Here is a 23,627-nt window from a genome sequence, read left to right as displayed (position 1 = left end):
TTTGCTTAAGTTCCGCAGAATGTCTGGTAAACACGTTCTGTCGGTTCCGGAGGCTGCATGTACTCATCGTATTCCGGTTGGTCATCATATGGATGATGCAGAATTTTGATCAGTTTTTTGGTCGGTTCGAAATCATCATTTTCAACAGCAGCACTGATGGCCTGCTCAACGCGGTGGTTGCGGGGGATGAATGCCGGATTGTTGCGGTCCATAGTGCGGACCGCATCTTCCTTCTTTATGTTTTGCCGTTCCCGTTCTTCGTCCCACTTTTCAAGCCATTCCCTAATTTTATCTCTTTCGTTAAAAAGTTTCAGTAGCGGCGTTTCGTTGCCCAAAACAGCTTTGCCCAGCATCCTGAAGCTGAGGGTAAAGTCCGCCTTGGATTCGTGCATGATCTGCAATAAATCATTCAGCAATTCTTGAACTGGTTCTTCCGGTTTCAGACCGATCTTGCTGCACATCTCAGCAAAGTAATGTGTCCTGAATTCCGGTCCGAATCCCTGCACAATTTCTTCCGCACGGGATTTGGCCTGTCCAGTATCCTTATGAATGAGGGGCAGCAGACATCCTGCAAGTCCGGCAAGATTCCATTGGGCAATAGAAGGTTGGCGGGCGTAAGCATATCTTCCGTAATGGTCGATGGAACTGAAAACTGTTGCCGGATCATAACCATCCATGAAAGCGCAGGGACCGTAATCAATGGTCTCGCCGGAAATGGTGGTGTTGTCAGTATTCATGACCCCGTGGATAAATCCGATCCGCATCCATTTGGCTATCAGCCGCGCCTGAACCGAGCAGACCTTTCCTAGGAATGCAGCATAGGGATTTCCGGCCTCTTTAAGATGTGGATAGTGACGGTCAATGGCGTAATCTGCCAGAGTTTTTACTCCCTCATAATCATTGCGGGAAGCAAAGTACTCGAAAGTCCCGATTCTGATATGGCTGGATGCAACACGAGTGAAGACTGCTCCGGGAAGAGCTTGTTCCCGGAAAACTTCTTCTCCGCTGCAAACCATGGCAAGGGCGCGGGTGGTGGGGATTCCCAGCCGGAACATGGCTTCACTTACAATGTATTCGCGGATTACCGGACCAAGGGGCGACCGGCCGTCACCGTTGCGGGAATACATGGTCTGTCCGGCACCTTTGAGTTGGATGTCGTAGCGTTTTCCGCTGCTGCTGACGAATTCACCAAGCAGGACAGCTCTTCCATCTCCCAATTGGGGCACGAAATTACCGAACTGATGTCCGGCATACACTTGGGCCAGCGGTTCCGAACCCTGAGGCGGTTTGTTGCCGGAAAACAGTTCGGCCAGTTCAGCATCAGTTTCCGGCAACGGGAATTCCATTTCCCCGGCAAGCTCCCTGTTCACAAGAATGATCCGGGGATGCTTAACCGGGGTGGGATTTATGCGCTGGTAGAATTTTTTGTCCAGCCGTGCGTAACTGTTATCAAAGGGCATGACAGAAATTATTTCCGCATCCATTTACCGTTTGCGTTCTGGATAAACCATCCGGATGGAGCACGTTCCTGCCATTCCTGTGCAAAGATGGCTTTGACTTTTGCGAGCTCACTGCCAGGAATATTCATGGATGCGGCTACTTCGGAGTATAGCTGGTCGCGGGTATCGTTATCCTGCGAAACAATGCGGCGCAGGTCTGCGGTCTGCTTGATGTTCAGTCCATCCTTGCTGATTATTTTCAGGTAGCCGTCTTTGGTGATGCCGATGTTACCGGAGTTGTAATAGGGAACCAGTTTTTTGTGGTCGGCGGCAATGGACTGCTTCAGTCCACGGATAGCGGCGTTGGATTTCTTGTCGATCTCAGCTTTGCTTACCTGAGCGTGAGCAGCTTGCGGTGTGAGCAGGGCAAGGAAGCTTTCCAGTGCGGACTGGTCGTCTTTATTGTCCTGCTTGGGATTAGTTCCGTAAACATCTTCCACAATATCTTCTGCGGCCCGTTCAACCTTGGCTGCAGGGAAATATATGTTCACTGTCACACAGGCGACAAAGGAAAGAAGGCTGATAAAGGTTAAAACCTGTGCGGTTTTTTTGAGCATGGTAAACTCCTGTGCTTTTAGTTGCCGATGACCCGTTTCAGTCTTTTGAGCATGTCGGAAAAGCTGATCAGGTTTTCGGGGTTGCTGTTGATTACGTTGATGCCGAACAAGGGCGGTCTTTTAATAATGTACTCGATTCCATCATCTCTGATCAAGCCTCGAATCTTGAATATATCATCGTTAAGGGTGCACTCGAGGCCCAGTCCGGCATAGCCGAATTCTTTAAAAAATTGCGAGAAAACTCCCACCCCTGCTCCGGTAAGCCCGGAACCGGTTCCGATAACCGACAGGGTGTTTACCGCTTTGAGGCTGATATCACCGGACTTGCCGGAACCGGGAGTTGTACGGGCCACAAGGTGGAATGATGCAGGTTGCTCGTAAGCGATGACCAGTTCGTTTAGATCCAGGTCCATACGACCTGTGATTCGTCCGATATCAAGCGCCTTACTGAGCGGTTCAAGATCGAGATGCTTTACGTTGAAGTCTGCCCCGTACTGCCGTGAATCCTCAAAAGGATTCTCTGCAAAAATCTCATCAATGGTCATCTCACCGCCATAGACATTGCCGTAAAGTTTACCGCTGGTGGAAAGATGATCTTTGAGTAACCAAAATTTCAAGTCTCCGCTTAGCTGTCCATCGATTGGCAGTGATTGCGGGGAGAGGGGCAGTAAATTGATGTCATTGGTAACGATTTTACCATTGAGCGCAAAGTCATCATTAAAGGGATGACGTATCTTCAAGTCGGAAAGATTGAGGGTGCCTCCTTCCAAATTGATGGTCGGTACTGTTCCGAATTCAATGGAATTCGAGGATACGCTGATAGGAAAAGCAAAATCTTTTATCTCAAGTTGTCCGGACTTGATTTCATCAAAGCTGATAATACCTGCCGGGGAATAGGGCAGGGTGTCATCCGCTTGGGGAAGTAGTTTTTCATTAAGGGAAAGTACAAAGGGCAGGTCTGCATTAATACCTTTGAAAACAGTTTCATCTTTGCTGACCGTACAGTTTTCAAAATCCATTTCCCCGCGTAGATGTGTTTTAGGCTTTGTGCCGTTGAAGGCGCAGCGTAATGCAAATTTGCCGTTGCCGCTTAATCCCTCCAAGGAGAAGGGATCAATTGCAAAGGCTTTGAACGGTGCAGATAGTTCATCCGTTTTGTATTCTACATTGCCGGAAAACGCAGGGCTATGAAAGATATCTTTAAGCTGCGCATCCGCTTTGATGTTTCCCATGCCTTTCCAGTCTATGTGAGTCTTAAGTTTAATCTTGCCGAATTTATCAGGCAGGGTGGATTTAATCTCAGCATTTAGCGGATGTTTTGTGATGTTTACATAAAAGGTATCGTAAAGGGCTTCGCCGGATTGAAAAGTTATATTCAGCGTTGGCTGGGGATTGTTAAGCAGACTGGTGGCTTCGATGTTTCCTACTACGCTGTCTACAAGTGCCAGTCCGTCAGCTGATGCGGCGGAGATTTCACTGAAATCAAGTTTTAAACTCGCTTCGGGGGCACTGTTGATTTTACGCAGCGCAATTTTGAGTGAAAAATTTCCTTCCTTGTCCCATTTTTCAAAGTCCGGGAAATTTATTTCTACGATTTGTTCCAGCAGTGGCAGGGGATTACTTATTTCCAGGAGGCAACTTCCATCTCTAGCCGGGGTGTAGGTCAATCTGCCTGTTAGGTCCGGCAGATTTCCGGCTTTTATCTGTAAATCTTTGAAGTCCGCTGCCACTGAAACAGGATCGAGAATTCCTTTTCCGGTGATGCTTAGGTCGGGATTACTTAATCCAAGCTGAGGCAGATCAGTTTTTAAATTATTAATTGTGAGATTAAAGGAATTCAGGCGTAGCAGCCCGGAATCAAGATCAAAGTTTGTGCTGAGCTTAATCGGACCGGAGTTGATAGGTCCTTTTCTGTTTAGGTATTCTCCGTTGAATTTAAATTTTGAGCCTTTCAGATGCTCAATATATCCCTTCAGAACCCCGACTACTCCTGCCTGCGGCAAATCAACGGCGAATTGCCAGTTCAGGCCGAATCCACCTTCTTTTGAGAAAGATGATTGCGGTATGGAGAAGATCAGCAGCATGATCATACATGTGCTGAAAAATAGGGATCGTCTGTTCATCGAATATTTATACACGGCTGACGGCCCGCTGAAAAGCAGGCTGATTCAAAAGGAAAAGGGAGATTCGATCGAAATGATCTAATCTCCCTCTGATTTAGTTAGCAATGACTTAGATTACTAAAAGTTTTTGGGATTCTTAAAACCTTTTTTCAAAAAGGGTTTAAGCCGCCGGAGGCGAAATTAAAATATCAAAAGCGCAAAGCGCATCTATCTCTGCTTTCCGTCCCCGAGGTAAGGGTTGAAGTATCCAAAGTTAATCCAAGGACATTCGTTTTTGATCCGTTTGCGGAAGTTGATGAATCCCATACCCGGACCGAATTCGTAAGGCTCCATCAGTTCCATGTACAGGTCGGGGTCGATATTCAGGTTACGAAGCTGGATAAAATCGAACTTGGTCTGCTTGGCAACTTCAACGAGTGCGCTGACCTCAAATTCCGTATCACTGATGCCGGGGAAATAAAGAAAATTCAGGGATACGTGCAGGTCCAGTTCTTTCGCTTTGGCGATGGTAGCCAACACGTCATCAAATTTATATCCCTTGGGCCGGTAGTAGGTGTTGTAAACAGGCTCGCGCAGACTGTTCAGACTTACTCTGATGGAGTTGAGTCCAGCTGCTGCCAGCGGCTCCATTGCTTCAGTGATGGAACCGTTGGTGTTGATGTTTACAGTACCGATACCGCCTTCATCACGGTATTTCTTAATGGCCTCGGTAAGCAATACATGCTCGGTGAGCGGTTCACCTTCACAGCCCTGACCGAAAGAGAACACAGGCTTGCGTTCACGCTTGGCGTGAAAATGCATGATCTGGGTGATTTCCTCGGCAGTGGGAGTGAATTTGATGCGTTCCTGCGGTGAAGGAAAACCGGAATCTTCAGGCTGCTCGGAAATACAACCGATGCAACGGGCATTACAGGTTCTGGAGGTCGGCAGAGGTGCTTCAAAGCGTCCAAGAGCTAGGTTCTTGGCCGCAGGACAACAGTATGTAAGTGCGCATCCAGCCAGATGGCGGACCAGTCTGTTGTCGGGCATTTCCTTCAACATCCGGTGGGCACCGGCATCAATTTTTTTGTTCGGAATTTTAGTGAAAACCTGACGCTTGTCCTCATCAACTTTCTTGGCGGTGACCCAGAATTTGCCGTTGGCAAAACCTACTGCACCGTAAGAAAACATGGGCAGCACCGGGGCATCATCGGTATTACCGTATGCGGCAAGTCCGGTCAGGGTGTGTCCCGGGCAGGCAAATGCGGTTACCGCAGTTCCTTCCACTTCGACCACTTCACCTGTTTCCGGGTCAAGTCCGATGGGGAATCTACCCGGAAGCAGGAAAAATTCGCTGTCCGGGGGCAGGGGGATGTATTCTTCCGGCTTGGGCTGAAACAATTCATCGCCACGGCGGCACATCATTTCTAATTCGGGATGATCATATATCTGGCCGTTTTCGTCGGCAAAGACGAGCAACGGACGCGGTTTCTTTTTGGCAGCCATTAATCTGGTCCTGTTTTATTTAATTGGTGGTTTTGGAATTGTTGTGATCAGGGTCGTACCCTTTTCTTCTGAAGTTGTGAATGAAATATCTCCACCCGAGGCGCTGGCAATGAGTCTTGCGCTGTAAGTTCCTAATCCGGTTCCTTTTTTCTTGCCGTAAGTGGCGTAGCGGTCAAAGAATGTTTCGCGGATACTGACCGGAATTTCGCCCATGTTGTGGATTTTGGTAGTGATGAAGCGGCTGTCTTCCGTGATGTTGATAGTGATAGTGGAGTGCTCCGGTGCTGCTTCTGCTGCATTCTTGAGCAGGTTGGAAAACATGGTGATGATCAGCGATGCCTCGCCGTAGCAGACGATAAAGCATTCTTCAGTAATGGGCTCTCTGCCCTGCAGGCTGACTATTTCGAGATTCTTTTCCTCAACCAGCTGGCTCAGGTCGCCGATGGCTGCGCTGATGGCTGTGTATAGGTTAAAGGGATGTGCGTCAGCTTTAAGGGAGCCTGTCTCCAAACGGATAAGGGTCAGGGAGGTGTCAATCTGGCGGATCATGCGTTCGCTGGTTTTGCGGACGATTTCAGCCAGCGGCTGGAATTCTTCATCAAGTCCGGCCTCGGTCTCAAGAATACGTGACATACCCACAATATTAGCTGTGGGAGAGCGTAGATCATGTCGTGCAATACGTTCCATTTCCTCACGCAGTTGCATTTGCTGACGTTGTTCAGTGACATCTACAGCCAGCAGCATGAAGACGGAAGGTGCAACCTGATCCACGGTGAGATCCCAGAAGCGCTCATAAGCATTTACTGATTTCAGATAATGCAGGTGATACGATTCAAGATCGGAAAAGATGTTGTGGCGCACTTCATCGGAAAGTGCGGACATGAAAGGCGGAGCCTGCTCGTATTCAAAAGCCGGAAGCTGATTATGCGCGGCCTTGTTAGCCAGTATTGTCTGTTCTGTTTTAGTGCTGATCAAGAGAGCGGGAAAAGGAAGGCTCTGCATGATCAGGCCGTAAAGCTTGGCATCCTCTTCATGCTTTTTTTTGCGCAGATGTTGAGCCTGAAAATTTTTTATGAAAGTCAGCAGCTTTTCTTTGGATACTGTGGAAGGCAGAAAGGAGATGTTGGGGAAATCAAAGAGCGGTTCAAAGGATTCAGGCTTTGAAGTGTCGATGATAAAAAGCGCTTCTGCATCTTCGTTGACTTCACGGATGCTGGAAAAGGTCTGACAGGTATCGTCTTGCTCAGCCATGATTATTAAGTCGGATTGCTGGCTGGCGTAGGTGAAAAGGGTTTCCCGCGGAGAGCGGGTTATTGATACCGCATGACCGAGATCATGTAGTAGTGGCATGAGAGTGTGGATTACCGGACTTTTTCCGGTAATCAGAACGTTCAGTTTCGCATGTACATCACTGAGGCATGAGTGCGGCATGTTGGCTCCTGTTTAAGGCAGCGTTTTGATCAGGAAGCACCGGGAATCTGGAAAAAGCTGTTTGCCCAGCGGGTGGACTCGTAATAGCTTTTTGCAACCATAACCGGATCGAGTTCCAGTTCTCCCAGAAGAAAATCAAGATTATCCCAGTCCCCGGATTCAAAGAAAGTGGTCAGGTCCAGATATCTGCTATATGAATTCTCTTCACCGCACAGGGCCTGATTGATTTCATCTTCAAGGGGCAGGTAGCTGGTCAGTTCCTTCATGGGCAGATCAAACATAGCACCCAGCAGGGAGAAAAGTCCAAGCAGGAACATGGAATCAGTCGGCAATCCCTTGTCGGAATTCTGAGCCAGCAATTGCAGAAATTTTGCTCTTTGAGTGGCCAGCTGGGGCAGCTCGCGGCTTTTTTCCTTGGGAGTCAGATCTGTGAGCAGAATGACCCGCAGCCAGTTCTTGACCATTTTCCATCCGGCCAGAACAAGGGCCTGCTTGATGGAAGTGATCTTTTGGGAAAAACCGAAAGTCGGAGAGTTCAGCAGTGTCAGCAGTCTGAAGCTGATGGATACATCGTTTTGCAACGCTTCAGCCATAGCTTCAAAATCAGGTGATGAATCTTCTATTAGCTTGAGCAGCTTGAGTTTTACAATTTCACCGGAACGAAGTTTACGCCCTTTAACATTTTCCGGCCGCTTGAAATAGAATCCCTGAAAAAAGTTAAAACCCAGTTCCTGGGCCATGTTGAATTGATCGGTGTTTTCTACCCGCTTGGCTATGAGCTTAGTTTCATATTCTTTGCAGAGCTTGCAGATGCGTTCCAGTTTTTCTTTATCAGCAGAGAGGAAATCAACGATGATTGCATCGGCATAGGCAATAAGGAATTCTCCCTGCGGCCGCCCTTCAAAGTCATCAATGGCTATGTAAAAACCGTCTTCAGAAAGTTCTTTTATGGCCTTGATCAGGTTGGGGGTGGGGGGAGTGGTTTCAGGAATCTGAACAACAGTTTTTGCTGCAGGCAACGAGTAGGGCACTTTGTCCATAATGGCTTTGTGCGAAAAATTTACTACCAGCTTCACATTATCCGGCAGATTTTCACCGGGGGCTGCACAGATATCCGCAGCAACACGCAGTGTCGCTTTGTAGCTGTCGGAAATCTCGGCACTAGTAGCTTCGCTGCTGTTGCGGAAAAGCAGCTCATATCCCCATAGGGACTGGTCCGGCATCAGGATGGGTTGCCGGGCAAAAAAAGTTTTGTCGTAAAGCGGTTTTTTACGGGACATATTATAAGTAATTCCTGCTAACTGTTTTGCTTAGGAATATATTCTTTTTTATGGAATATCCAGAGCTTCAGCGCCTTGAGAATATATATCATTTCATAAAATTTCACTCTGAAATTTAATTAACTTATAAATATCTCTTATTGGCATATGGCGGTCTAGTATTTCGTTCTTGATTTTAATTTGACACCATAGCCAAACTGATCAGCTGAAGCAGGAGTCACGGAGCTTCCCGCATAAAAAAAGGCGGAACCGCAATAGCAGTTCCGCCTGAATGGTCTTGCGAATATATTCGCAGTACTTCTTAACGTTTGGAGTACTGGAATTTTGCGCGAGCACCGGGCTGACCGTATTTTTTACGCTCTTTCTTACGAGCGTCACGAGTCAGGAGGCCGGCACGTTTGAGGATAGAACGCAGTTCAGGATCTATCTCGATAAGTGCGCGGGAGATACCGTGTCTTACAGCCTGTGCCTGACCTGCAACTCCACCGCCGTCAGCGTTGACTTTGATGTCGAACTTGCCGAGGGTCTTGGTCAGTTTCAGGGGCTGCTGAACGATCATCTGCAGGGTTTTACGAGGAAAGTAATCTTCGTAAGGTTTACCGTTAACGGTGATTGCACCGGTTCCCTCATAAAGGCGGGTACGGGCAACAGCGTTTTTCCTTCTGCCAGTAGCGTAATTGAAATCTTTACTCATTTTATTGCTCCACCCTTAATTAGAATTCCAGTACTTTGGGCTGCTGTGCAGTATGCGGGTGTTCGGTACCAGCGTATACTTTCAGCTTTTTGATCATCTGCTTGCCGAGGCGGTTCTTAGGAAGCATGCCGCGGACTGCAGTTTCGATGACTACTTCAGGCTTCTTCTCAAGCATAACCTTGAGAGTTCTTTCTTTCAGACCACCGGGGTGGTTGGTGTGCTTGTAGTAGGTCTTCTGATCCATTTTGTTACCGGTAACCTTGATTTTGTCAGCGTTCAGAACGACGACGAAATCGCCAGTGTCAACATGAGGAGTAAACATTGCTTTGTCTTTTCCTCTGAGCTTGTTGGCAATCTGGGTTGCGAGGCGACCGAGAACCATATTTTCAGCATCAACTACGAACCATTCGCGGTTGATGTCTTCATCTTTAGGAATATATGTTTTCATTAGAAATGCTCCTTGCATAAAATCTGGGAAGGGGATGTATACAAACTTTGACCGTTGGATGTCAAGCTTAAATGTACCCTTTTTCTCAGACTATGAATCTGCAACCAGTTTCTTAAGGGTTGCGAATGCTTTTTCAATACCAGCGGGGTTGGTACCACCGGCCTGCGCCATATCGGGCCTGCCGCCACCACCGCCGCCTACCTCAGCCGCAACGGGTTTGATTAATGCGCCTGCCTGGAATCTATCGTGCAAGTCCTTGGTCACGGCGATAATCAGGGAAACTTTGTTGTCATCAACCTGTGCTACCAGACAGAAGATGCCGGAATCCATTTTGGATCTCAGGGCATCGGCCTGATCGCGCAGGGCTTTGACATTTGTAACTTCGAGCTTGGCTGCGAGTACTTTTACTCCGCCAATCTCTTCAATGGAACTCATCAGGTCTGCACCTGCACCGGAAGCCAGTTTTGACTGAAGCTTGTCGTTGGCTTTGGTAAGTTCCTTCACCTGAGACTGCAAAGCCGCAATTCTATCGGCCAGCTGTCCGGGTGCTGCTTTGAGCATTGCTGAAGATGTAACGACTTCGGCGCGCTGCTCTTGCAGAAATTTGAGTGAATTCCAACCGGTCGCGGCTTCGATGCGGCGGATACCCGCTGCAACACCGGACTCGGACTGAATCACAAAGGTTCCGGCTTCACCGGTTGCCTTGAGGTGAGTACCACCGCAAAGCTCCATGGATTCGCCCGGAATTTCGACAACTCTGACTACATCACCATACTTTTCACCGAACAATGCGGTTGCGCCTTTAGCGGCAGCTTCGTCATTGCTCATTTCCTGAACGACTACGGGAGTGTCGCCCAGTATAGCACGGTTTACTTCATTTTCAACCTCTCCGATTTCTTCGGGAGTCATGGCTGCAATGTGGGTGAAGTCAAAGCGCAGACGATCAGGTCCCACCAGTGACCCGGACTGCTTAACGTGGTCGCCCAGAACTTTCTTAAGAGCAGCGTGGAGCAGGTGTGTAACAGTGTGGTTACGCTCTGTTGCTACTCTTGTTTCAGGGCTGACCTCAAGCTTGGCTTCCTGCTCAAGCAGCAGTTCGCCTTCGCTTACGAAAACTTTTGAAGCGGTAAGGTCTGCGGAAGCCTTTACGGTTTCCAGCACTTCAGCATTACCGGTAAGGGTGCCCACAGCACCTGTGTCGCCCATCTGACCGCCGGATTCACCGTAGAAGGGAGTTGCAGCAGTGATGATCCAGCCGCCGTTGCCCTGAGTGATGCGCTCAAGGTGTTCGCCTTCTTCGGAAAGCAGGTTGACGATGCGTGATTCAGTGGTCAGCTCGGAGTATCCGGTGAAGCTGTTTTTAAGTCCTGCTTCCAGAACCTGACGGAAGATCGCGCCGGAGTTTTTCTCGCCGGAACCCTTCCATGCTGCTTTCGCACGGTCTTTCTGTTCTTTCATAGCTGCATTGAAGCCGTCTTCATCAACTTCGAATTCCTGTTTTTCCGCAACATCGTTGATGATGTCCAGCGGGAAACCGTAGGTGTCGTAAAGTTTGAAAGCGGTTTCACCGGAAATGAGGTTCTTGCCGGCTTTTTTCAGCTCTTCCATTTCCTCTTCGAGGATGATCAGACCCTTGTCGAGAGTCTGGCTGAAGCGTTCTTCCTCTTCCTTGACCATGCGGGCCATGAAGTCTTTGTTGTCGAGAAGCTCGGGGAACTGACCGCTCATCTGCTCAACAACCATAGCGGTTGTTTCGTGCAGGAAAGGATCAGTCAGGCCGAGCAGACGTCCGAAACGGAAAGCGCGACGGATCAGGCGACGCAGTACGTATCCACGGCCTTCATTGGAAGGCAGGATCTGGTCGGTGATCAGGAAGGCGATGGAGCGGGAGTGGTCCGCGATAACCTGCAATGCAGTGTCGATCTCGCTGTCTTCCTTGTATTTCACGCCGGCTTTCTTGGCTACAGCCTGAATCATGGGCTGAAAAATATCGGTCTCAAAGTTGGACTGTACGCCCTGACAAACTGCGGTGATGCGCTCAAGGCCCATTCCGGTATCAATGGAGGGGCGGGGCAGGGGTACGCGGTTGCCTTCCTCGTCCTGATCATACTGCATGAAAACGAGGTTCCAGATTTCAAGGTAGCGGTCGCAGTCGCATTTGCCGATGCCGCAGTTAGGGCCGCAGCTCATGTCTTCGCCCTGGTCAATATGGACTTCGGAACAGGGACCGCAAGGGCCTGTATCACCCATGGACCAGAAGTTGTCCTTCTCTCCGAGACGGTAAATACGCTCAGCCGGGAAGTTAACGACTTTCTGCCACAGTTCATCTGCTTCATCGTCATCAGTGTAGATGGTGACGTAAAGTTTATCTTTGGGCAGCCCTAATTCTTCAGTAAGGAAGCCCCAGCAAAATTTAATGGCATCTTCTTTAAAGTAGTCGCCAAAAGAGAAGTTACCCAGCATTTCGAAGAAGGTGTGGTGGCGTGCGGTACGACCTACGTTTTCGAGGTCGTTGTGCTTGCCGCCCACGCGCAGACACTTCTGTGAAGTGGTAGCTCTTACGTAATCCCTTTTTTCCTGACCGAGGAAAGTGTTCTTGAACTGAACCATACCTGCGTTGGTAAAGAGCAGGGTCGGGTCATCTTTGGGAACGAGGGATGAGCTGTCTACGATTGTGTGACCGTTCTTTTCGAAATACTTAAGGAATTTTTCTCTGATTTCACTGGCCTTCATGGGCTGTCTCCGTAATAGCTATATCACCGAAAAGAGGTATTTCCTCTCGGTTTTATTCCAGAACCCCGCCGAAACGGGGTTCATTAAATCTAAGCTGGGCCAACAGGCTTTACTCTGTCGGACCTTGTTCGTCAACCTTCTCATCTACATTCATGTCAGGGTCCTCTTTCATACCGAGGTGGATGAGAAGTTTATCTTCAATCTGCTGGCGCAGTTCCGGGGTTTCCGCGAGGAACTGGCGTACATTTTCTTTGCCCTGTCCCAGGCGTTCGGAGCCGAAAGCGTACCATGCACCGGATTTATCAACGATGCCGTGCTCAACGCCGAGGTCGAGCAATTCGCCTTCGCGGGACATCCCTGTTCCATAAAGGATATCAACCAGAGCTTCACGGAACGGCGGCGCGACTTTGTTCTTAATGATCTTGATTCGGGTGCGTGAACCGAAGACCTCTTCCTTGTCTTTCAGGGTCTGGATTTTGCGGATGTCCAGACGCACGGAGGAGTAGAACTTAAGAGCGTTACCACCGGAGGTTGTCTCCGGGCTGCCGTATCCGGTCATGCCGATCTTCATACGGATCTGGTTGATGAACAGAACTACGGCTTTGGATTTATGGATGGTACCGGTCAGTTTTCTCAGGGCATGTGACATGAGTCGTGCCTGTCCGCCGACCTGAGTTTCACCCATGTTGCCTTCCAGTTCAGCCTGCGGGATAAGTGCTGCAACGGAGTCGATAATAACGATATCAACTGCTCCGGAGCGGACCAGCAGGTCGGTGATTTCAAGGGCCTGCTCACCGTAGTCCGGCTGGGAAATGAGCAGTTCGTCAGTGTTAACGCCCAGTCTTTTGGCGTATTTCACGTCAAGGGCATGCTCCGCATCAACAAATGCTGCGGTTCCGCCCGCTCTCTGGCATTCAGCAATAACATGCAGGGCCAGAGTTGTTTTACCGGAAGATTCCGGGCCGTATACTTCGGTGATCCTGCCCTTGGGGATACCGCCGATGCCCAGAGCCATATCAAGGCTGATGGAACCGGTGGGGATTACCGGAATATTGTGTGAGGCTTCAGAATCAAGGCGCATGATGGAACCCTTACCGAACTTGCGTTCGATGGTGGTCAGGGCTGTACTCAGGGCCGCCTTGCGGAGGTCTTCGGGATTTGCGTTTTTCTTGCTCATTTTATCTCCATATAATGTTGGACGTTCAACGTATCCTGTTCTTGTATATTGTCACATGTGCAAGGCCGGAGTTGCGCACCTAAATAAAATGCTGCAACACCTGCGTCCGGGATGCGTTTATCGTCCTCCTGCCCGCTCGATTCGAATTTTCGACACAGCAGGCAAGTGATTCCCATATCAAACCCCCATTGATAATGCAATGGATTCGGGGGTACGGATTTTGTTGCGGTTTCCAAAAAATGAAGGTACAGCCGCCCCATGAACAAACAATATGACGCTTTGGCCCTGTTTTCCGGGGGCCTCGATAGTATACTGGCCTGCAAGGTCATTCAGGATCAGGGCCTCAAGGTTCTTGGTCTGCACTTTGTTACGCCTTTTTTCGGTAATCCCGAGAAGATAGAACATTGGCAGGAAGTCTATGGCGTGGAGATCATGCCCGTGGATATCAGCGAAAAATATATTCAGATGATGATGGACGTGCCTGAACACGGCATGGGTAAGCTGGTCAATCCCTGTGTGGATTGCAAGATCATGATGATCAGTCATGCTAAAACTCTCATGAAAGAGTTCGGAGCAAAATTCATCATTTCCGGTGAAGTGACCGGACAGCGTCCCATGTCGCAGAGACCACCTGTCTTAAACGCCATCCGCAACAGCTCGGAAACAGGTGATATCCTGCTTCGACCGCTTTGTGCCCATTCTCAGCCTGAGACCGCGGTGGAAAAATCCGGTCTGGTTGATCGCGAGAAATTGCCCAATATTTTCGGGCGAGGCCGCAAGATTCAGCTTCAGATGGCTAAGGATTACGGTTTTTCTGAAGTTCCCACTCCCGCAGGCGGCTGCAAGCTTACCGAGCAGGAAAATGCGGCACGCTATTTCCCGCTTTTGCAGCGTTTGACCAAAGCGGATGTGAATTCCTTTCAACTGGCAACCACCGGACGCCAGTTCTGGGCCGGAAACAAAATGCTGGTAGTCGGGCGTAACCGCAATGACAATGAACGCATTGAAGATCTTTACGAAGTTGAAGATTATCTCTTCGAGGTTCGCGGTTTTCCCGGTCCCTTAAGCATCGGGCGTGCATTTTGTGATGACGAATGGACTCAGCAGGACGTGCTCGATGCAGCAGCTATGACCGCATCCTTTTCTCCCAAGGCTGTAAAGTCTGGCGAAGAGATTCATGTGGCTGTAATCGGTCCTGAAGGCGAGATGATCGTCAAGGTTATGCCCAACCGCGAAACATCTTTTGTTCGTCCTACTCTGGATGGATTGAAAGAATGGAAAAAAGAACGCGGGGAGCAGAACAGTTAGGCATGTCTCCTTTCGTTCTGATAGGCCCTTAAACCTTTTTTAGGGTTTTGCCGCATCGCATGGTAAAGTCTGCTGGAAACCCTTTTGTATTTAGTAGTAAATTGTTATTCTTTTTAATATTTAACTTTAGAAATTAAACCCAAGGGTTTGCAAAGGGATTATTTCCTTTGCCCGCCGGAGGCGAAATCTCATATCTAAAGCGCGTAGCGCATCAAAATTAAGGGATTTAAATGCTTTCCAATACATTTTTCTTTCTACTGAGTATCTTCCTATTATGGTTCGGAGCGGACTGGATTGTTGAGTCTGCCTCGAAGATTGCGAAGAAATACAAGGTTTCTGACCTTGTAATCGGTCTGACCATTGTTGCTTTCGGTACTTCTGCGCCGGAATTTCTGGTTACAGCCACTGCAGCATTCAAGGGACTTTCTGATATATCCCTTTCCAATGTTGTCGGGTCTAACATTTTTAACCTAGGCTTTATTTTGGGTCTGATGGCCCTGATCAAGCCTTTACCGACTAACAGATCGCTGGCAATGCGCGATACTCCTCTGTTGCTTTTCACAACTGCGCTCATTCTGGGACTGGCCTATTTTGATATGCTGGACCGTTCAGCCGGTCTTATGCTGCTGGCAATCCTCGGTGGTTACATTGCCTATCTGCTGGTACACAGCAAAAGGGCCGCCAATGCCATGGCCGGGATTGTTCAGGAAGAGGAAGAAGAGGAGGGCAGCGAGGTCAGCACAAAGGATTGGATCAAGTTGCTGGCAGGATTTATCGGCATCGCACTTGGCGGTGAGTTTATGGTTGATGCAGCTTCGGAGATTGCCCGTCATTTCGGTGTATCCAACTGGGTGATCGGCATGACCATCGTTGCTGCAGGAACGTCCCTGCCGGAGCTGGTGACCTGTCTTGCCGCATCCCTCAAGGGCCGTAATGAAATGTTGCTTGGTAACTTAATCGGTAGTGACTTTTTTAACTTCGCCGGAGTGCTCGGTCTTACCTGCCTGCTGCGTCCGCTGGAAGTTTCCCCCGCTGCCTTGCCCGGACTGACCGTACTGGTCGGGATGGTTGCGCTGGTACTTTTCTTCATCCGTACCGGATGGAAGGTTTCCCGTTGGGAAGGTGCCGTTCTTGTCTGCCTGAGTCTCGGACGCTGGTGGTTTGACTTTACCAGCTAGATTTTTAAGCAGCGTAAACTGATTTGATAAGCCTCCCGCACCGTTTGGTGCGGGAGGCTTTTTGTTAGGATACTATCAGGTTGTTTTCCGGGAGGAGGTTGCGAAGTATGTAATGCCGATGGTATGAAGCTGCTTGATAGAATTGGTATACATCTTTTTCTTTGACAGATTGGGATAGTTTTTGTCCGTGCAGCCTAGACTTCTCTTTAAGCCATTCATCACCTAGATATTCAGGAATAACTTCATGTGCTCCAAGAATGTTGTCTTCAGCAACGGCTTTTTTCCATCTGTTGATGCGTGCGTCTTCTGTCGGTTCACTACCTTCTTCTTCGTACCCTTTGAATTCAATGATACTTTTGATTTGGGATCTGATTTTATCGAAAGGAATTACCTCTGAATCTTTCACTCCTTCTTTGGCCTCGGTATAGCGAACAAACATACCGTGCAGGGCTTCACAGGCTTCAAGGAATGTTTTGGGATTGTCTCTTAACCCGCTGCATCCTGCATGATCGTATTCAAATTCCCATTTCAGATATGGGCGGTCCGGGAAAGTACAGGCTGCGCCATGTCCCAGTGCACCTGACAATGTTTCAGCAAACCATGACTTTATGTTGGCCAATAATCCCGCTTCTTTCGAATAATTTCTCTTAAATTTCTTTTGTCTTTTTTTTATATATTTCTCTGTGTTTTCAGGAATGTCATGGAATTTAAAGCTGTCGTTATCAATTTGGTTGAGTCTTGAGCTTACTCCGCTGAATCCATAGTGTGAAAAGGTGTCAGCATACACGTGTGCAGCGATGCCGATAAGTTCGTCCGAGAAATCTATTTTGTCAGCATGATCCAGATGGTTGGCAACCATCGCTTGGGCTATTCCACTGTTTTTACGGCAAACTAGTCTTTCTGAGAATTTTTCACCTTCATTTCCAGGTAGGAAGTGAAACGGTACCCAAACATAGCGCTGATCGTCAGTGTCTATATTGCTGAGATGATACCAGTGATGTGCTGTTGCGCGGGATTGTAATGCTCCTCCATCCTTGAACTCAATTCCCTTACTGGCTGCGTTGTCATCCACAAACTGGGCTGCACTGGCGATAACCTGTGCTTTTCGCTGTCCGATACCTGCTGCGCGGGCCATGACGTAGGTTCCGTAATAATGCATGTCTTTTTGCAAAATAAAGTCTCCTGTAATTTGAATGGTATTTTAAAACGGTAAAGCTATATTTATGACTAAAAACTAAAGAGTGCAATATAGAATTATGAATACGATCGATGTGCAGAATTGAGGCACGGTCCAGTTAAGTCCAACATACTTTCCCTTAATCCCTCGCATTTCATTCTTATCTGTCGTATAAAGCGAAATAAAATACCAAGTTGTCCAGAATAAGGAGTTCGTGATGTCGCAGAGTTCAAGCGGTGCTTTCAGCCATCCCAAGCCATTTTATCTGCTCTTCTCAGTGGAGATGTGGGAACGGTTCGGTTACTACGGAATGCAGGCCCTTCTGGTTTTGTTCATGGTCAAGAAACTGGGGTTCTCTGACAATCTGGCAGACCAGACCTTCAGTGCTTTTGCGGCTCTTGTTTATGCTTTTATCTGTGCTGGCGGTTATATCGGTGACAAAATTTTAGGTAACCGCAGGACCATGTTTCTGGGAGCTATTGTTCTTGCTTCCGGGTATGGGCTGCTGGGGTATGACTGCGAAAAATTTCTTTATCCGGCACTGGGCATAATCATTGCCGGGAACGGGCTGTTCAAGGCGAACCCCTCGGCTCTGGTTTCCAAGCTTTATGAAAAGGGCGATTCTCGTGTCGACGGTGCTTTCACCCTTTACTACATGGCGATCAATATCGGTTCATTCGCAGCGATGTCGCTTTGTCCGATTATCCAGAAACATTACGGTTGGAACGCAGGTTTCTTTGTCTGTTTTATCGGTATGCTCATAGCTATCGGGAACTATATTGCTTTTCGTTCCATTCTTGATCCGGTGGGCTCAGAAGCTGATTTTGAACCGCTGGATATGAAGAAACTGTTGCTTACCTTGATTGGAACCGCTGCAATTGCCGGAATTTCAGCTGTACTCCTGACTCACCTGACTCTTGCTCATGAGCTGCTTTACGCCGCCCTTGTGGTAGTTGCAGTACTTTATGTGCGCGAGATTATGCGTGCTGAACATCATGAAAAAGCCAATCTGGTCATCTGTTTGATTCTTATGGCTGAGGCTATCGTGTTCTTTGCCCTTTATCAGCAGATGCCGACTTCGCTTAACCTTTTCGCGGCTCGCAATGTGGATCCGTACATCTTTGGCATTCCGGTTGAACCTGCGTCTTTTCAGGCTCTGAATCCGTTCTGGGTTATGATCATCAGTCCGGTATTGGCGGTTGCTTATGCCCGTTTGGATAAAGCTGGAAAGGATTTGTCCCTGCCCGGAAAATTCGCGCTCGGCATGCTCATGTGTTGTGCGGCGTTCCTGACTTTGGCTTATGTTGCCAAGTTTCAGGCGGATGCAAAGGGTTTTGTGTCCGGTAACTGGCTGGTTCTCAGTTACGGATTTCAGAGTCTTGGCGAACTGCTGGTCAGCGGTCTCGGTCTGGCAATGGTTGCCCGTTTGACCCCGGAACGGTCCATGGGATTTATGATGGGAGCATGGTTCATGTTTCAGTCCGTGGCGATGGTTCTCGGCGGGGAGATTGCGACAATGGCCAGTGTCCCGGAACATGGAGTTACTGCGTTGCAGTCTCTTGATATCTATGATGATCTGTTTCTGAAGATTGGAATGGCTACCGGTGCGATAGGTTTGGTTATGACCGGATTTGTTCCGGTGTTGAAAAAGTATATTCGAGATTAGTCGGGAGTATTTGCCCCGCTGAAAATCGACCGAAAAACCTTGCCTGTGGGCCCTAAGCTGTTTATTTATACTCTGAAAGTATATAAAAAATGCGAACTGGAATGTTCGCTCTTAAAAAAGAATTCAAGGAGATTAATTATGAGTAGATTCGGTGCAGCCGGTTCCGTTAGCGCGAGACCGGAAGTCCTTAATGCATTTATGCGCGGCATTTACAGCTGGATGAGCGCGGGCCTGTTGGCAACCGCAGCCGTGGCATGGGTAACCCTTTCCACCCCGGCAGTGCTGAACCTCGTGCTGGCCCAGAATCCCGAAACCGGAGCAATTGCCCCGACCATGTTGTTCTGGGTGGCGGCTATAGGTGAAATCGGTCTGGTATTTTACCTTTCCATGCGTATTTCCAAACTGTCTTCCGGTGCAGCTACCGGGCTGTTTATGGCCTATAGCGCACTGAACGGTTTGACCCTTTCCACCATTCTGATCGCTTACACAGCGGCTTCCATTTTTCAGACCTTCCTCGTTACCGCAGGAATGTTTGGAGCGATGTCCCTGTACGGCCTGACTACCCGCAAGGATCTGACCGGAATGGGCGCGTTCATGATGATGGGTCTGTTTGGTATTCTTATCGCTATGGTGGTGAACTTCTTCATGCAGAGTTCTGCACTGACTTTTGCCATTTCCGTTCTGGGTGTATTCATCTTCGCTGGCCTGACCGCTTACGATTCCCAGAAGCTCAAAGATATGGGCGAGTACATTCCTGCTGATGATGCAACCGCAGTAAGACGCGGTACCATCCTCGGTGCGCTGACCCTGTATCTCGACTTTATCAACATGTTCATCTTCCTGCTTCGCCTTATGGGTAACCGCGAGTAGTTGAGATAAGTTGTACATTTACAGGCACGCTCAAACCCAGTAGGGTTTGAGCGTGTTTTTTTGTGTATAATCCAAGGAGATTGCCGTGTCCCTGCTGTTTAAGGCTCAGAAGATTCTCAGCCCCGTTCTCGCGCCTATTTCGAAAGGGTATGGTGCGGTTATGGCTCGCCGTGCAGAAAAATATGCGCAGGGAGAATATGAGCGTTTTCGTCCCGAGTGCCCGTGTATTTCCATAGGCAATATCGGTTCCGGGGGGAGCGGTAAAACTCCTGTTGCGGACTGGCTGCTCAAATGGGCGGAGCGCGAGGATTTGTTGACAGTGCTGCTGACCCGTGGTTATGGGGCCAAGCCCGCGCATGTGCCGTATCTGGTGAATAGGCTAAGTCCGGTTGGTGAGGCCGGGGATGAACCGCTTATGCTGGCAAATGACAACCCGCAGGCGAAGATTGTGGTTGATCCTGTGCGTAAACGTTCCGGTGCTTGGGCTGCTCAGGAATTTCAGCCGGGATTGATACTGCTTGATGATGGCTTTCAGCACATGGCGGTGGAGCGTGATCTTGATTTCGTGCTGCTCACTCTTGATGATTTCACAACGGGCTGGGACAAGGTCATTCCTCGTGGTACTTGGAGGGAGAGTGTGCAGGCCCTGCAACGGGCGGATGTGTTTTTTGTGAAGAGTAGTCCGGACGCTTTCCGGCGAATGCATTGGTTGATACAGGAAAAATTGGCGAAGTTCGGGAATCCCGTATTTCAGTTTGAGCTAAAAGCTAAAGGACTCAAGCTTCTCGGCGGGGGAGATCGTCTTGATTTCGGTAGCGATAAATATCTGCTCTTTGCCGGGATCGGCAAACCGGAAATACTGCGCACGGATGTAGAAAAATACATGGGCCGCGTGCCGGAAGAATTTGTAATTTTCAAGGATCACCATGCATACACTGTGCAGGATGTGGAAGTAATCCGCAGGAAAGCGGCGGCAGCGGGTGCGAAACGGATTATCTGCACCCCCAAGGACGCTGTAAAACTGACTAAACTCGGGTGTGAAGATTTTTACGTAATTGATTTGGAAGTGGAATTTAGAGAAGCCATATTTTTTGACGATACAGAAGAAGCTCCCTTCGATAAGTGGTGGAATAAACAAAGATTAATCGACGCATTTAATAAATAAGAATACTACGCCTCCCCTAAGTAAATACAGCGAAGCTTATTAAAAGGTTTTAAGCCGCCGGAGGCAAAATCAAATCAAAATAAAGCGCGATGGCGCATCAAATAGGAAAAGAAATGGGAAAGAAAAGAAAATCGAAGAATCCCGGTATGATCAAGCCCTATGAGGCTATGAATGTTTTTAAGCAAAGCCGCAAACCTTTATCTGTAGGCGAGCTGGAGAAAAGGGTCGGCCTTACTAAACGGCACCGTAAGTTCGTTAAAAATATACTGAAAGATCTTGTCCGTGAAGGTAAAATTATCAAAATAGGCAGTGCTTACGGCGTTGTTGAGAAGATGAATCTGGTTACCGGAAAGCTTCAGGTCCAGCGTTCCGGAGCAGCCTTTCTGCTTCCGGACGATAAGAAACGTAAGGATATTTATATCCACACCAAGAACCTGCGCGATGCATGGCATGGCGATAGGGTCACCGTGGCAATTACCGGCTCCCACTGGGGTGGTAAACGCGAAGAAGGGCGTGTGGTTCGGGTACTTGAGCGTGGCAAGCAGGTCTTCCCGGTACGTGTAATCCGTCCTATGGGCGGCACTGCACTGCTTTGCCATCCCACTGATCCTCGATTGGATTTCGGTATTGTGGTTGAACCTGATGAAGCCGTGGTTAATGAGCCTGTACTGGATGATAACGGCAGGGAAATTTATCCGGCTGAATCTGTTGATGCGGAAGTGGATTTCACCCGCGTATCAAGAGGGGATATCCTGCTGGTGGCCCCCGGAGAGCAGATCAACCCGTCCCTTTGGGAGGGCCGTATCCTGAAAATGCTCGGCGATGAAGATGATGCCATCGTACAGGAAGCCATTGTTAAGGCTAATCATGGCATACCAACTGCATTTCCGGGCAAGGTTCTGGCTGTGGCTGATGCCCTGCCCGATGAACCGGTGGAAGAGGATTTTGCGGACCGTGAGGACATGCGCGATATTCCTTTTGTTACTATCGATGGCGCGACCGCAAAAGACTTTGACGATGCTGTTTTTGTGGAAAAGATCGCTGGTGGCTACCGTTTGCGGGTCGCAATCGCAGATGTCAGCCACTATGTTGCAATGGAATCACCGCTGGATCGAGAGGCTTTGAAGCGCGGTAACTCCTACTATTTTCCTAAGTCCGTGGAACCCATGTTTCCTGAGGCTCTGAGTAACGGGCTGTGCAGTTTGAACCCGGACGTAAACCGTCTGGCTATGACCGCGACTATTGAGTTTGATAAGTCCGGTGCACCTGTAAATTCCTCATTTGCTCCGGCTGTAATCAGGAGTCAGGGACGCTTGACCTATGAACAGGTCTATCAGGGAGTTATCCTCGGCGAAAAAGAAGAGCAGGAAAGTCTTGGTGACCTGCTTCCAATGCTTAAACTTTGTGAAGAACTGGCCCGTAAGATTAACAAGCGGCGCAATGCTCGAGGCAGCCTTGAGTTCGATCTGCCGGAACCGGAAATCCTTTTCAACTTGCAGGGCCGTACCGTGGACATTCGTCCGCGCTGCCGCAACTTCGCGCACCAGATCGTTGAAGAATTTATGATTGCTGCTAACGAAGCTGTGGCGGAATTCCTGACCGAAAAGGAAATCGGATGCCTGTACCGCGTGCACCCCGGACCTGATGAAGAAAAATTGACCAACCTGTTCAAAGTGCTGCGCAAAATCGGGATCAGCAAACAGATTCCTGATCCGGTTACCCCGCAGACCTTGCAGGAGGTTATTAAAGATTCTGAAGGCACGGATCAGGAATACATCGTCAGCCGTTTGCTGCTGCGTTCCATGAAGCAGGCTAAATATGAGCCGGACAATGAAGGGCACTTCGGGCTGGCTTCCGAATGCTATTGCCATTTCACCTCACCGATCAGGCGTTATGCCGACCTCGTGGTGCATCGGCTTTTGAAAGTTGCATTGGGGGATGAGCATCAGGCCATTCCCGGACAAAAGCAGCTGGGACGCATCGGTAGCGCTATCAGCGGAACAGAGCGTACAGCTATGGAAGCAGAACGCGAAATTCTCAAGCGTCTGACCATCATATTCCTTAAGGATAAGGTCGGCGAGGAATTTACCGGGGTAATCTCTTCTATTGCGGAGTTCGGATTCTGGGTGGAATTTCAGGAGGTCATGGCCGAAGGCATGGTCCGTCTTTCCTCGCTTGGGGATGACTATTATACCTTCTGGTCGGATCGCCAGATGATTGTCGGTGAGCGCACCGGACATGCTTTCCGCTTGGGTCAGAAGATCACCGTTCGATTGGAATCTGTCAGCCTTGAACTGCTGGAAGCAAACCTTTCGCTTGTTTCCGGAGCTGAGGATTATAAAAAGTTTGTCTAAATAAGAAAGCCCGCTCAATCATGATTTGAGCGGGCTTTTTTTATGTCGTGTATTAATCTGAAATTTAGCTTGTGGCGATCTGTTCAATGCGGCGTGCAATTTTGCAGAACAGAGTCAGCTCGCACACTTTTTCGTCAATTTCACAGGCGTAGATATCGTCCGCCTCGGCAATTGCGTTAAGAGATTCATAAACTTTGACCAGAGTTTCCGGTGATATACGGCCGCAAAGTTCGGTAATCAATTTTTTTAGTTCTATGGGGGCATCATCAAGCAATGTTAGTTCAACCCCGGCGTCACCGAAGTCAAATTCAAAGTGCTCCACGTATTCTGTAGCCAGATTTTTCACAATCAGGTCATTACTCATCAAGCTCTCCAAAGACTATATCCCTTAACTATTTGCATACTTTACTACAAACGAATTTTTTTTGAAAGCTTTCTGTGTTTATAAAAATAGTTGCAATATCGAATTGTGAATGTTAAGT

General features: G+C 48.7%; 18 protein-coding genes. 6 read left to right on the top strand and 12 right to left on the bottom strand.

Going from position 1 to position 23,627, the window contains the following annotated elements; all coding sequences use genetic code 11:
- Nucleotides 1-5: 5 nt before the first annotated feature.
- The 10 genes from DESAL_RS15900 to recA all read right to left on the bottom strand — a co-directional run bounded on the left by DESAL_RS15900 (nucleotide 6) and on the right by recA (nucleotide 13,427).
- On the bottom strand, nucleotides 6-1,484 hold the full coding sequence (locus DESAL_RS15900; protein ID WP_015852997.1) for a protein adenylyltransferase SelO: 1,479 nt from the start codon (nucleotides 1,482-1,484) through the stop codon (nucleotides 6-8).
- Nucleotides 1,469-2,056, bottom strand: a complete 588-nt coding sequence (locus DESAL_RS15895) for a DUF1318 domain-containing protein (RefSeq protein WP_015852996.1) — start codon at nucleotides 2,054-2,056, stop codon at nucleotides 1,469-1,471. The genes DESAL_RS15900 and DESAL_RS15895 overlap by 16 nt, the downstream gene beginning before the upstream one ends.
- A gap of 17 nt (nucleotides 2,057-2,073) precedes the next feature.
- A complete protein-coding gene (locus DESAL_RS15890; protein WP_157046970.1) occupies nucleotides 2,074-4,179 on the bottom strand; it encodes an AsmA family protein in 2,106 nt (701 codons plus the stop codon).
- 207 nt (nucleotides 4,180-4,386) lie between these two features.
- Nucleotides 4,387-5,664 carry a radical SAM family protein gene (locus DESAL_RS15885; protein ID WP_015852994.1) on the bottom strand — a complete coding sequence of 426 codons (1,278 nt, stop codon included), beginning with the start codon at nucleotides 5,662-5,664 and terminating at the stop codon, nucleotides 4,387-4,389.
- Between the two features lie 15 nt (nucleotides 5,665-5,679).
- Nucleotides 5,680-7,095 (bottom strand): sensor histidine kinase, encoded by a 1,416-nt coding sequence (locus DESAL_RS15880; RefSeq protein ID WP_015852993.1) that lies wholly within the window; start codon nucleotides 7,093-7,095, stop codon nucleotides 5,680-5,682.
- Nucleotides 7,096-7,124: 29 nt separating this feature from the next.
- Nucleotides 7,125-8,375: an EAL and HDOD domain-containing protein gene (locus DESAL_RS15875; RefSeq protein ID WP_015852992.1), complete on the bottom strand. Its 1,251-nt coding sequence runs from the start codon at nucleotides 8,373-8,375 to the stop codon at nucleotides 7,125-7,127.
- A 301-nt stretch (nucleotides 8,376-8,676) separates the two neighbouring features.
- Entirely contained in the window at nucleotides 8,677-9,069 is a 393-nt protein-coding gene (rpsI, locus tag DESAL_RS15870) for a 30S ribosomal protein S9 (protein ID WP_015852991.1), read from the bottom strand.
- 19 nt (nucleotides 9,070-9,088) lie between these two features.
- Nucleotides 9,089-9,517: a 50S ribosomal protein L13 gene (gene rplM / locus DESAL_RS15865; protein WP_015852990.1), complete on the bottom strand. Its 429-nt coding sequence runs from the start codon at nucleotides 9,515-9,517 to the stop codon at nucleotides 9,089-9,091.
- A gap of 90 nt (nucleotides 9,518-9,607) precedes the next feature.
- Complete coding sequence (gene alaS, locus DESAL_RS15860; protein WP_015852989.1) at nucleotides 9,608-12,250, bottom strand: alanine--tRNA ligase; 2,643 nt, start codon at nucleotides 12,248-12,250, stop codon at nucleotides 9,608-9,610.
- Between the two features lie 109 nt (nucleotides 12,251-12,359).
- Complete coding sequence (recA, locus tag DESAL_RS15855) at nucleotides 12,360-13,427, bottom strand: recombinase RecA (RefSeq protein ID WP_015852988.1); 1,068 nt, start codon at nucleotides 13,425-13,427, stop codon at nucleotides 12,360-12,362.
- 258 nt (nucleotides 13,428-13,685) lie between these two features.
- Here recA and DESAL_RS15845 point away from each other — a divergent pair, with 258 nt between their 5' ends.
- Both DESAL_RS15845 and DESAL_RS15840 read left to right on the top strand, forming a co-directional pair.
- Nucleotides 13,686-14,735 carry a DUF814 domain-containing protein gene (locus tag DESAL_RS15845; RefSeq protein WP_015852987.1) on the top strand — a complete coding sequence of 350 codons (1,050 nt, stop codon included), beginning with the start codon at nucleotides 13,686-13,688 and terminating at the stop codon, nucleotides 14,733-14,735.
- A gap of 230 nt (nucleotides 14,736-14,965) precedes the next feature.
- The gene (locus tag DESAL_RS15840; protein WP_015852986.1) at nucleotides 14,966-15,913 is read left to right on the top strand and encodes a calcium/sodium antiporter; all 948 of its coding nucleotides are present in this window, start codon (nucleotides 14,966-14,968) and stop codon (nucleotides 15,911-15,913) included.
- A 64-nt stretch (nucleotides 15,914-15,977) separates the two neighbouring features.
- On the opposite strand, the gene DESAL_RS15835 is transcribed toward DESAL_RS15840, so the two are convergent.
- A complete protein-coding gene (locus DESAL_RS15835; protein ID WP_015852985.1) occupies nucleotides 15,978-17,084 on the bottom strand; it encodes a DUF6765 family protein in 1,107 nt (368 codons plus the stop codon).
- A gap of 223 nt (nucleotides 17,085-17,307) precedes the next feature.
- Here DESAL_RS15835 and DESAL_RS15830 point away from each other — a divergent pair, with 223 nt between their 5' ends.
- The 4 genes from DESAL_RS15830 (at nucleotide 17,308) to rnr (ending at nucleotide 23,145) form a co-directional block, all read left to right on the top strand.
- The gene (locus DESAL_RS15830; RefSeq protein ID WP_015852984.1) at nucleotides 17,308-18,756 is read left to right on the top strand and encodes an oligopeptide:H+ symporter; all 1,449 of its coding nucleotides are present in this window, start codon (nucleotides 17,308-17,310) and stop codon (nucleotides 18,754-18,756) included.
- Between the two features lie 138 nt (nucleotides 18,757-18,894).
- Entirely contained in the window at nucleotides 18,895-19,626 is a 732-nt protein-coding gene (locus DESAL_RS15825) for a Bax inhibitor-1/YccA family protein (protein ID WP_015852983.1), read from the top strand.
- 85 nt (nucleotides 19,627-19,711) lie between these two features.
- Nucleotides 19,712-20,791 (top strand): tetraacyldisaccharide 4'-kinase, encoded by a 1,080-nt coding sequence (gene lpxK / locus DESAL_RS15820; protein ID WP_015852982.1) that lies wholly within the window; start codon nucleotides 19,712-19,714, stop codon nucleotides 20,789-20,791.
- 113 nt (nucleotides 20,792-20,904) lie between these two features.
- A complete protein-coding gene (rnr, locus tag DESAL_RS15815; protein ID WP_015852981.1) occupies nucleotides 20,905-23,145 on the top strand; it encodes a ribonuclease R in 2,241 nt (746 codons plus the stop codon).
- A 64-nt stretch (nucleotides 23,146-23,209) separates the two neighbouring features.
- Here the strand turns inward: rnr and DESAL_RS15810 are convergent, their stop codons facing one another.
- Nucleotides 23,210-23,509 carry a hypothetical protein gene (locus DESAL_RS15810; protein WP_015852980.1) on the bottom strand — a complete coding sequence of 100 codons (300 nt, stop codon included), beginning with the start codon at nucleotides 23,507-23,509 and terminating at the stop codon, nucleotides 23,210-23,212.
- Nucleotides 23,510-23,627 lie beyond the last annotated feature (118 nt).

It is taken from the genome of Maridesulfovibrio salexigens DSM 2638, from assembly GCF_000023445.1.
GTDB lineage: Bacteria > Desulfobacterota > Desulfovibrionia > Desulfovibrionales > Desulfovibrionaceae > Maridesulfovibrio > Maridesulfovibrio salexigens.
The sequence above is the reverse complement of the archived record's forward strand: the minus strand, read 5'-3'. Positions and strand labels throughout refer to the sequence as shown.

What these genes read in the sequence shown, in the direction of transcription:
- DESAL_RS15900 (WP_015852997.1), bottom strand. Translation starts at nt 1,484, where the DNA reads ATGGATGCGGAAATAATTTCTGTCATGCCCTTTGATAACAGTTACGCA.
- DESAL_RS15895 (WP_015852996.1), bottom strand. Translation starts at nt 2,056, where the DNA reads ATGCTCAAAAAAACCGCACAGGTTTTAACCTTTATCAGCCTTCTTTCC.
- DESAL_RS15890 (WP_157046970.1), bottom strand. Translation starts at nt 4,179, where the DNA reads ATGAACAGACGATCCCTATTTTTCAGCACATGTATGATCATGCTGCTG.
- DESAL_RS15885 (WP_015852994.1), bottom strand. Translation starts at nt 5,664, where the DNA reads ATGGCTGCCAAAAAGAAACCGCGTCCGTTGCTCGTCTTTGCCGACGAA.
- DESAL_RS15880 (WP_015852993.1), bottom strand. Translation starts at nt 7,095, where the DNA reads ATGCCGCACTCATGCCTCAGTGATGTACATGCGAAACTGAACGTTCTG.
- DESAL_RS15875 (WP_015852992.1), bottom strand. Translation starts at nt 8,375, where the DNA reads ATGTCCCGTAAAAAACCGCTTTACGACAAAACTTTTTTTGCCCGGCAA.
- rpsI (WP_015852991.1), bottom strand. Translation starts at nt 9,069, where the DNA reads ATGAGTAAAGATTTCAATTACGCTACTGGCAGAAGGAAAAACGCTGTT.
- rplM (WP_015852990.1), bottom strand. Translation starts at nt 9,517, where the DNA reads ATGAAAACATATATTCCTAAAGATGAAGACATCAACCGCGAATGGTTC.
- alaS (WP_015852989.1), bottom strand. Translation starts at nt 12,250, where the DNA reads ATGAAGGCCAGTGAAATCAGAGAAAAATTCCTTAAGTATTTCGAAAAG.
- recA (WP_015852988.1), bottom strand. Translation starts at nt 13,427, where the DNA reads ATGAGCAAGAAAAACGCAAATCCCGAAGACCTCCGCAAGGCGGCCCTG.
- DESAL_RS15845 (WP_015852987.1), top strand. Translation starts at nt 13,686, where the DNA reads ATGAACAAACAATATGACGCTTTGGCCCTGTTTTCCGGGGGCCTCGAT.
- DESAL_RS15840 (WP_015852986.1), top strand. Translation starts at nt 14,966, where the DNA reads ATGCTTTCCAATACATTTTTCTTTCTACTGAGTATCTTCCTATTATGG.
- DESAL_RS15830 (WP_015852984.1), top strand. Translation starts at nt 17,308, where the DNA reads ATGTCGCAGAGTTCAAGCGGTGCTTTCAGCCATCCCAAGCCATTTTAT.
- DESAL_RS15825 (WP_015852983.1), top strand. Translation starts at nt 18,895, where the DNA reads ATGAGTAGATTCGGTGCAGCCGGTTCCGTTAGCGCGAGACCGGAAGTC.
- rnr (WP_015852981.1), top strand. Translation starts at nt 20,905, where the DNA reads ATGGGAAAGAAAAGAAAATCGAAGAATCCCGGTATGATCAAGCCCTAT.
- DESAL_RS15810 (WP_015852980.1), bottom strand. Translation starts at nt 23,509, where the DNA reads ATGAGTAATGACCTGATTGTGAAAAATCTGGCTACAGAATACGTGGAG.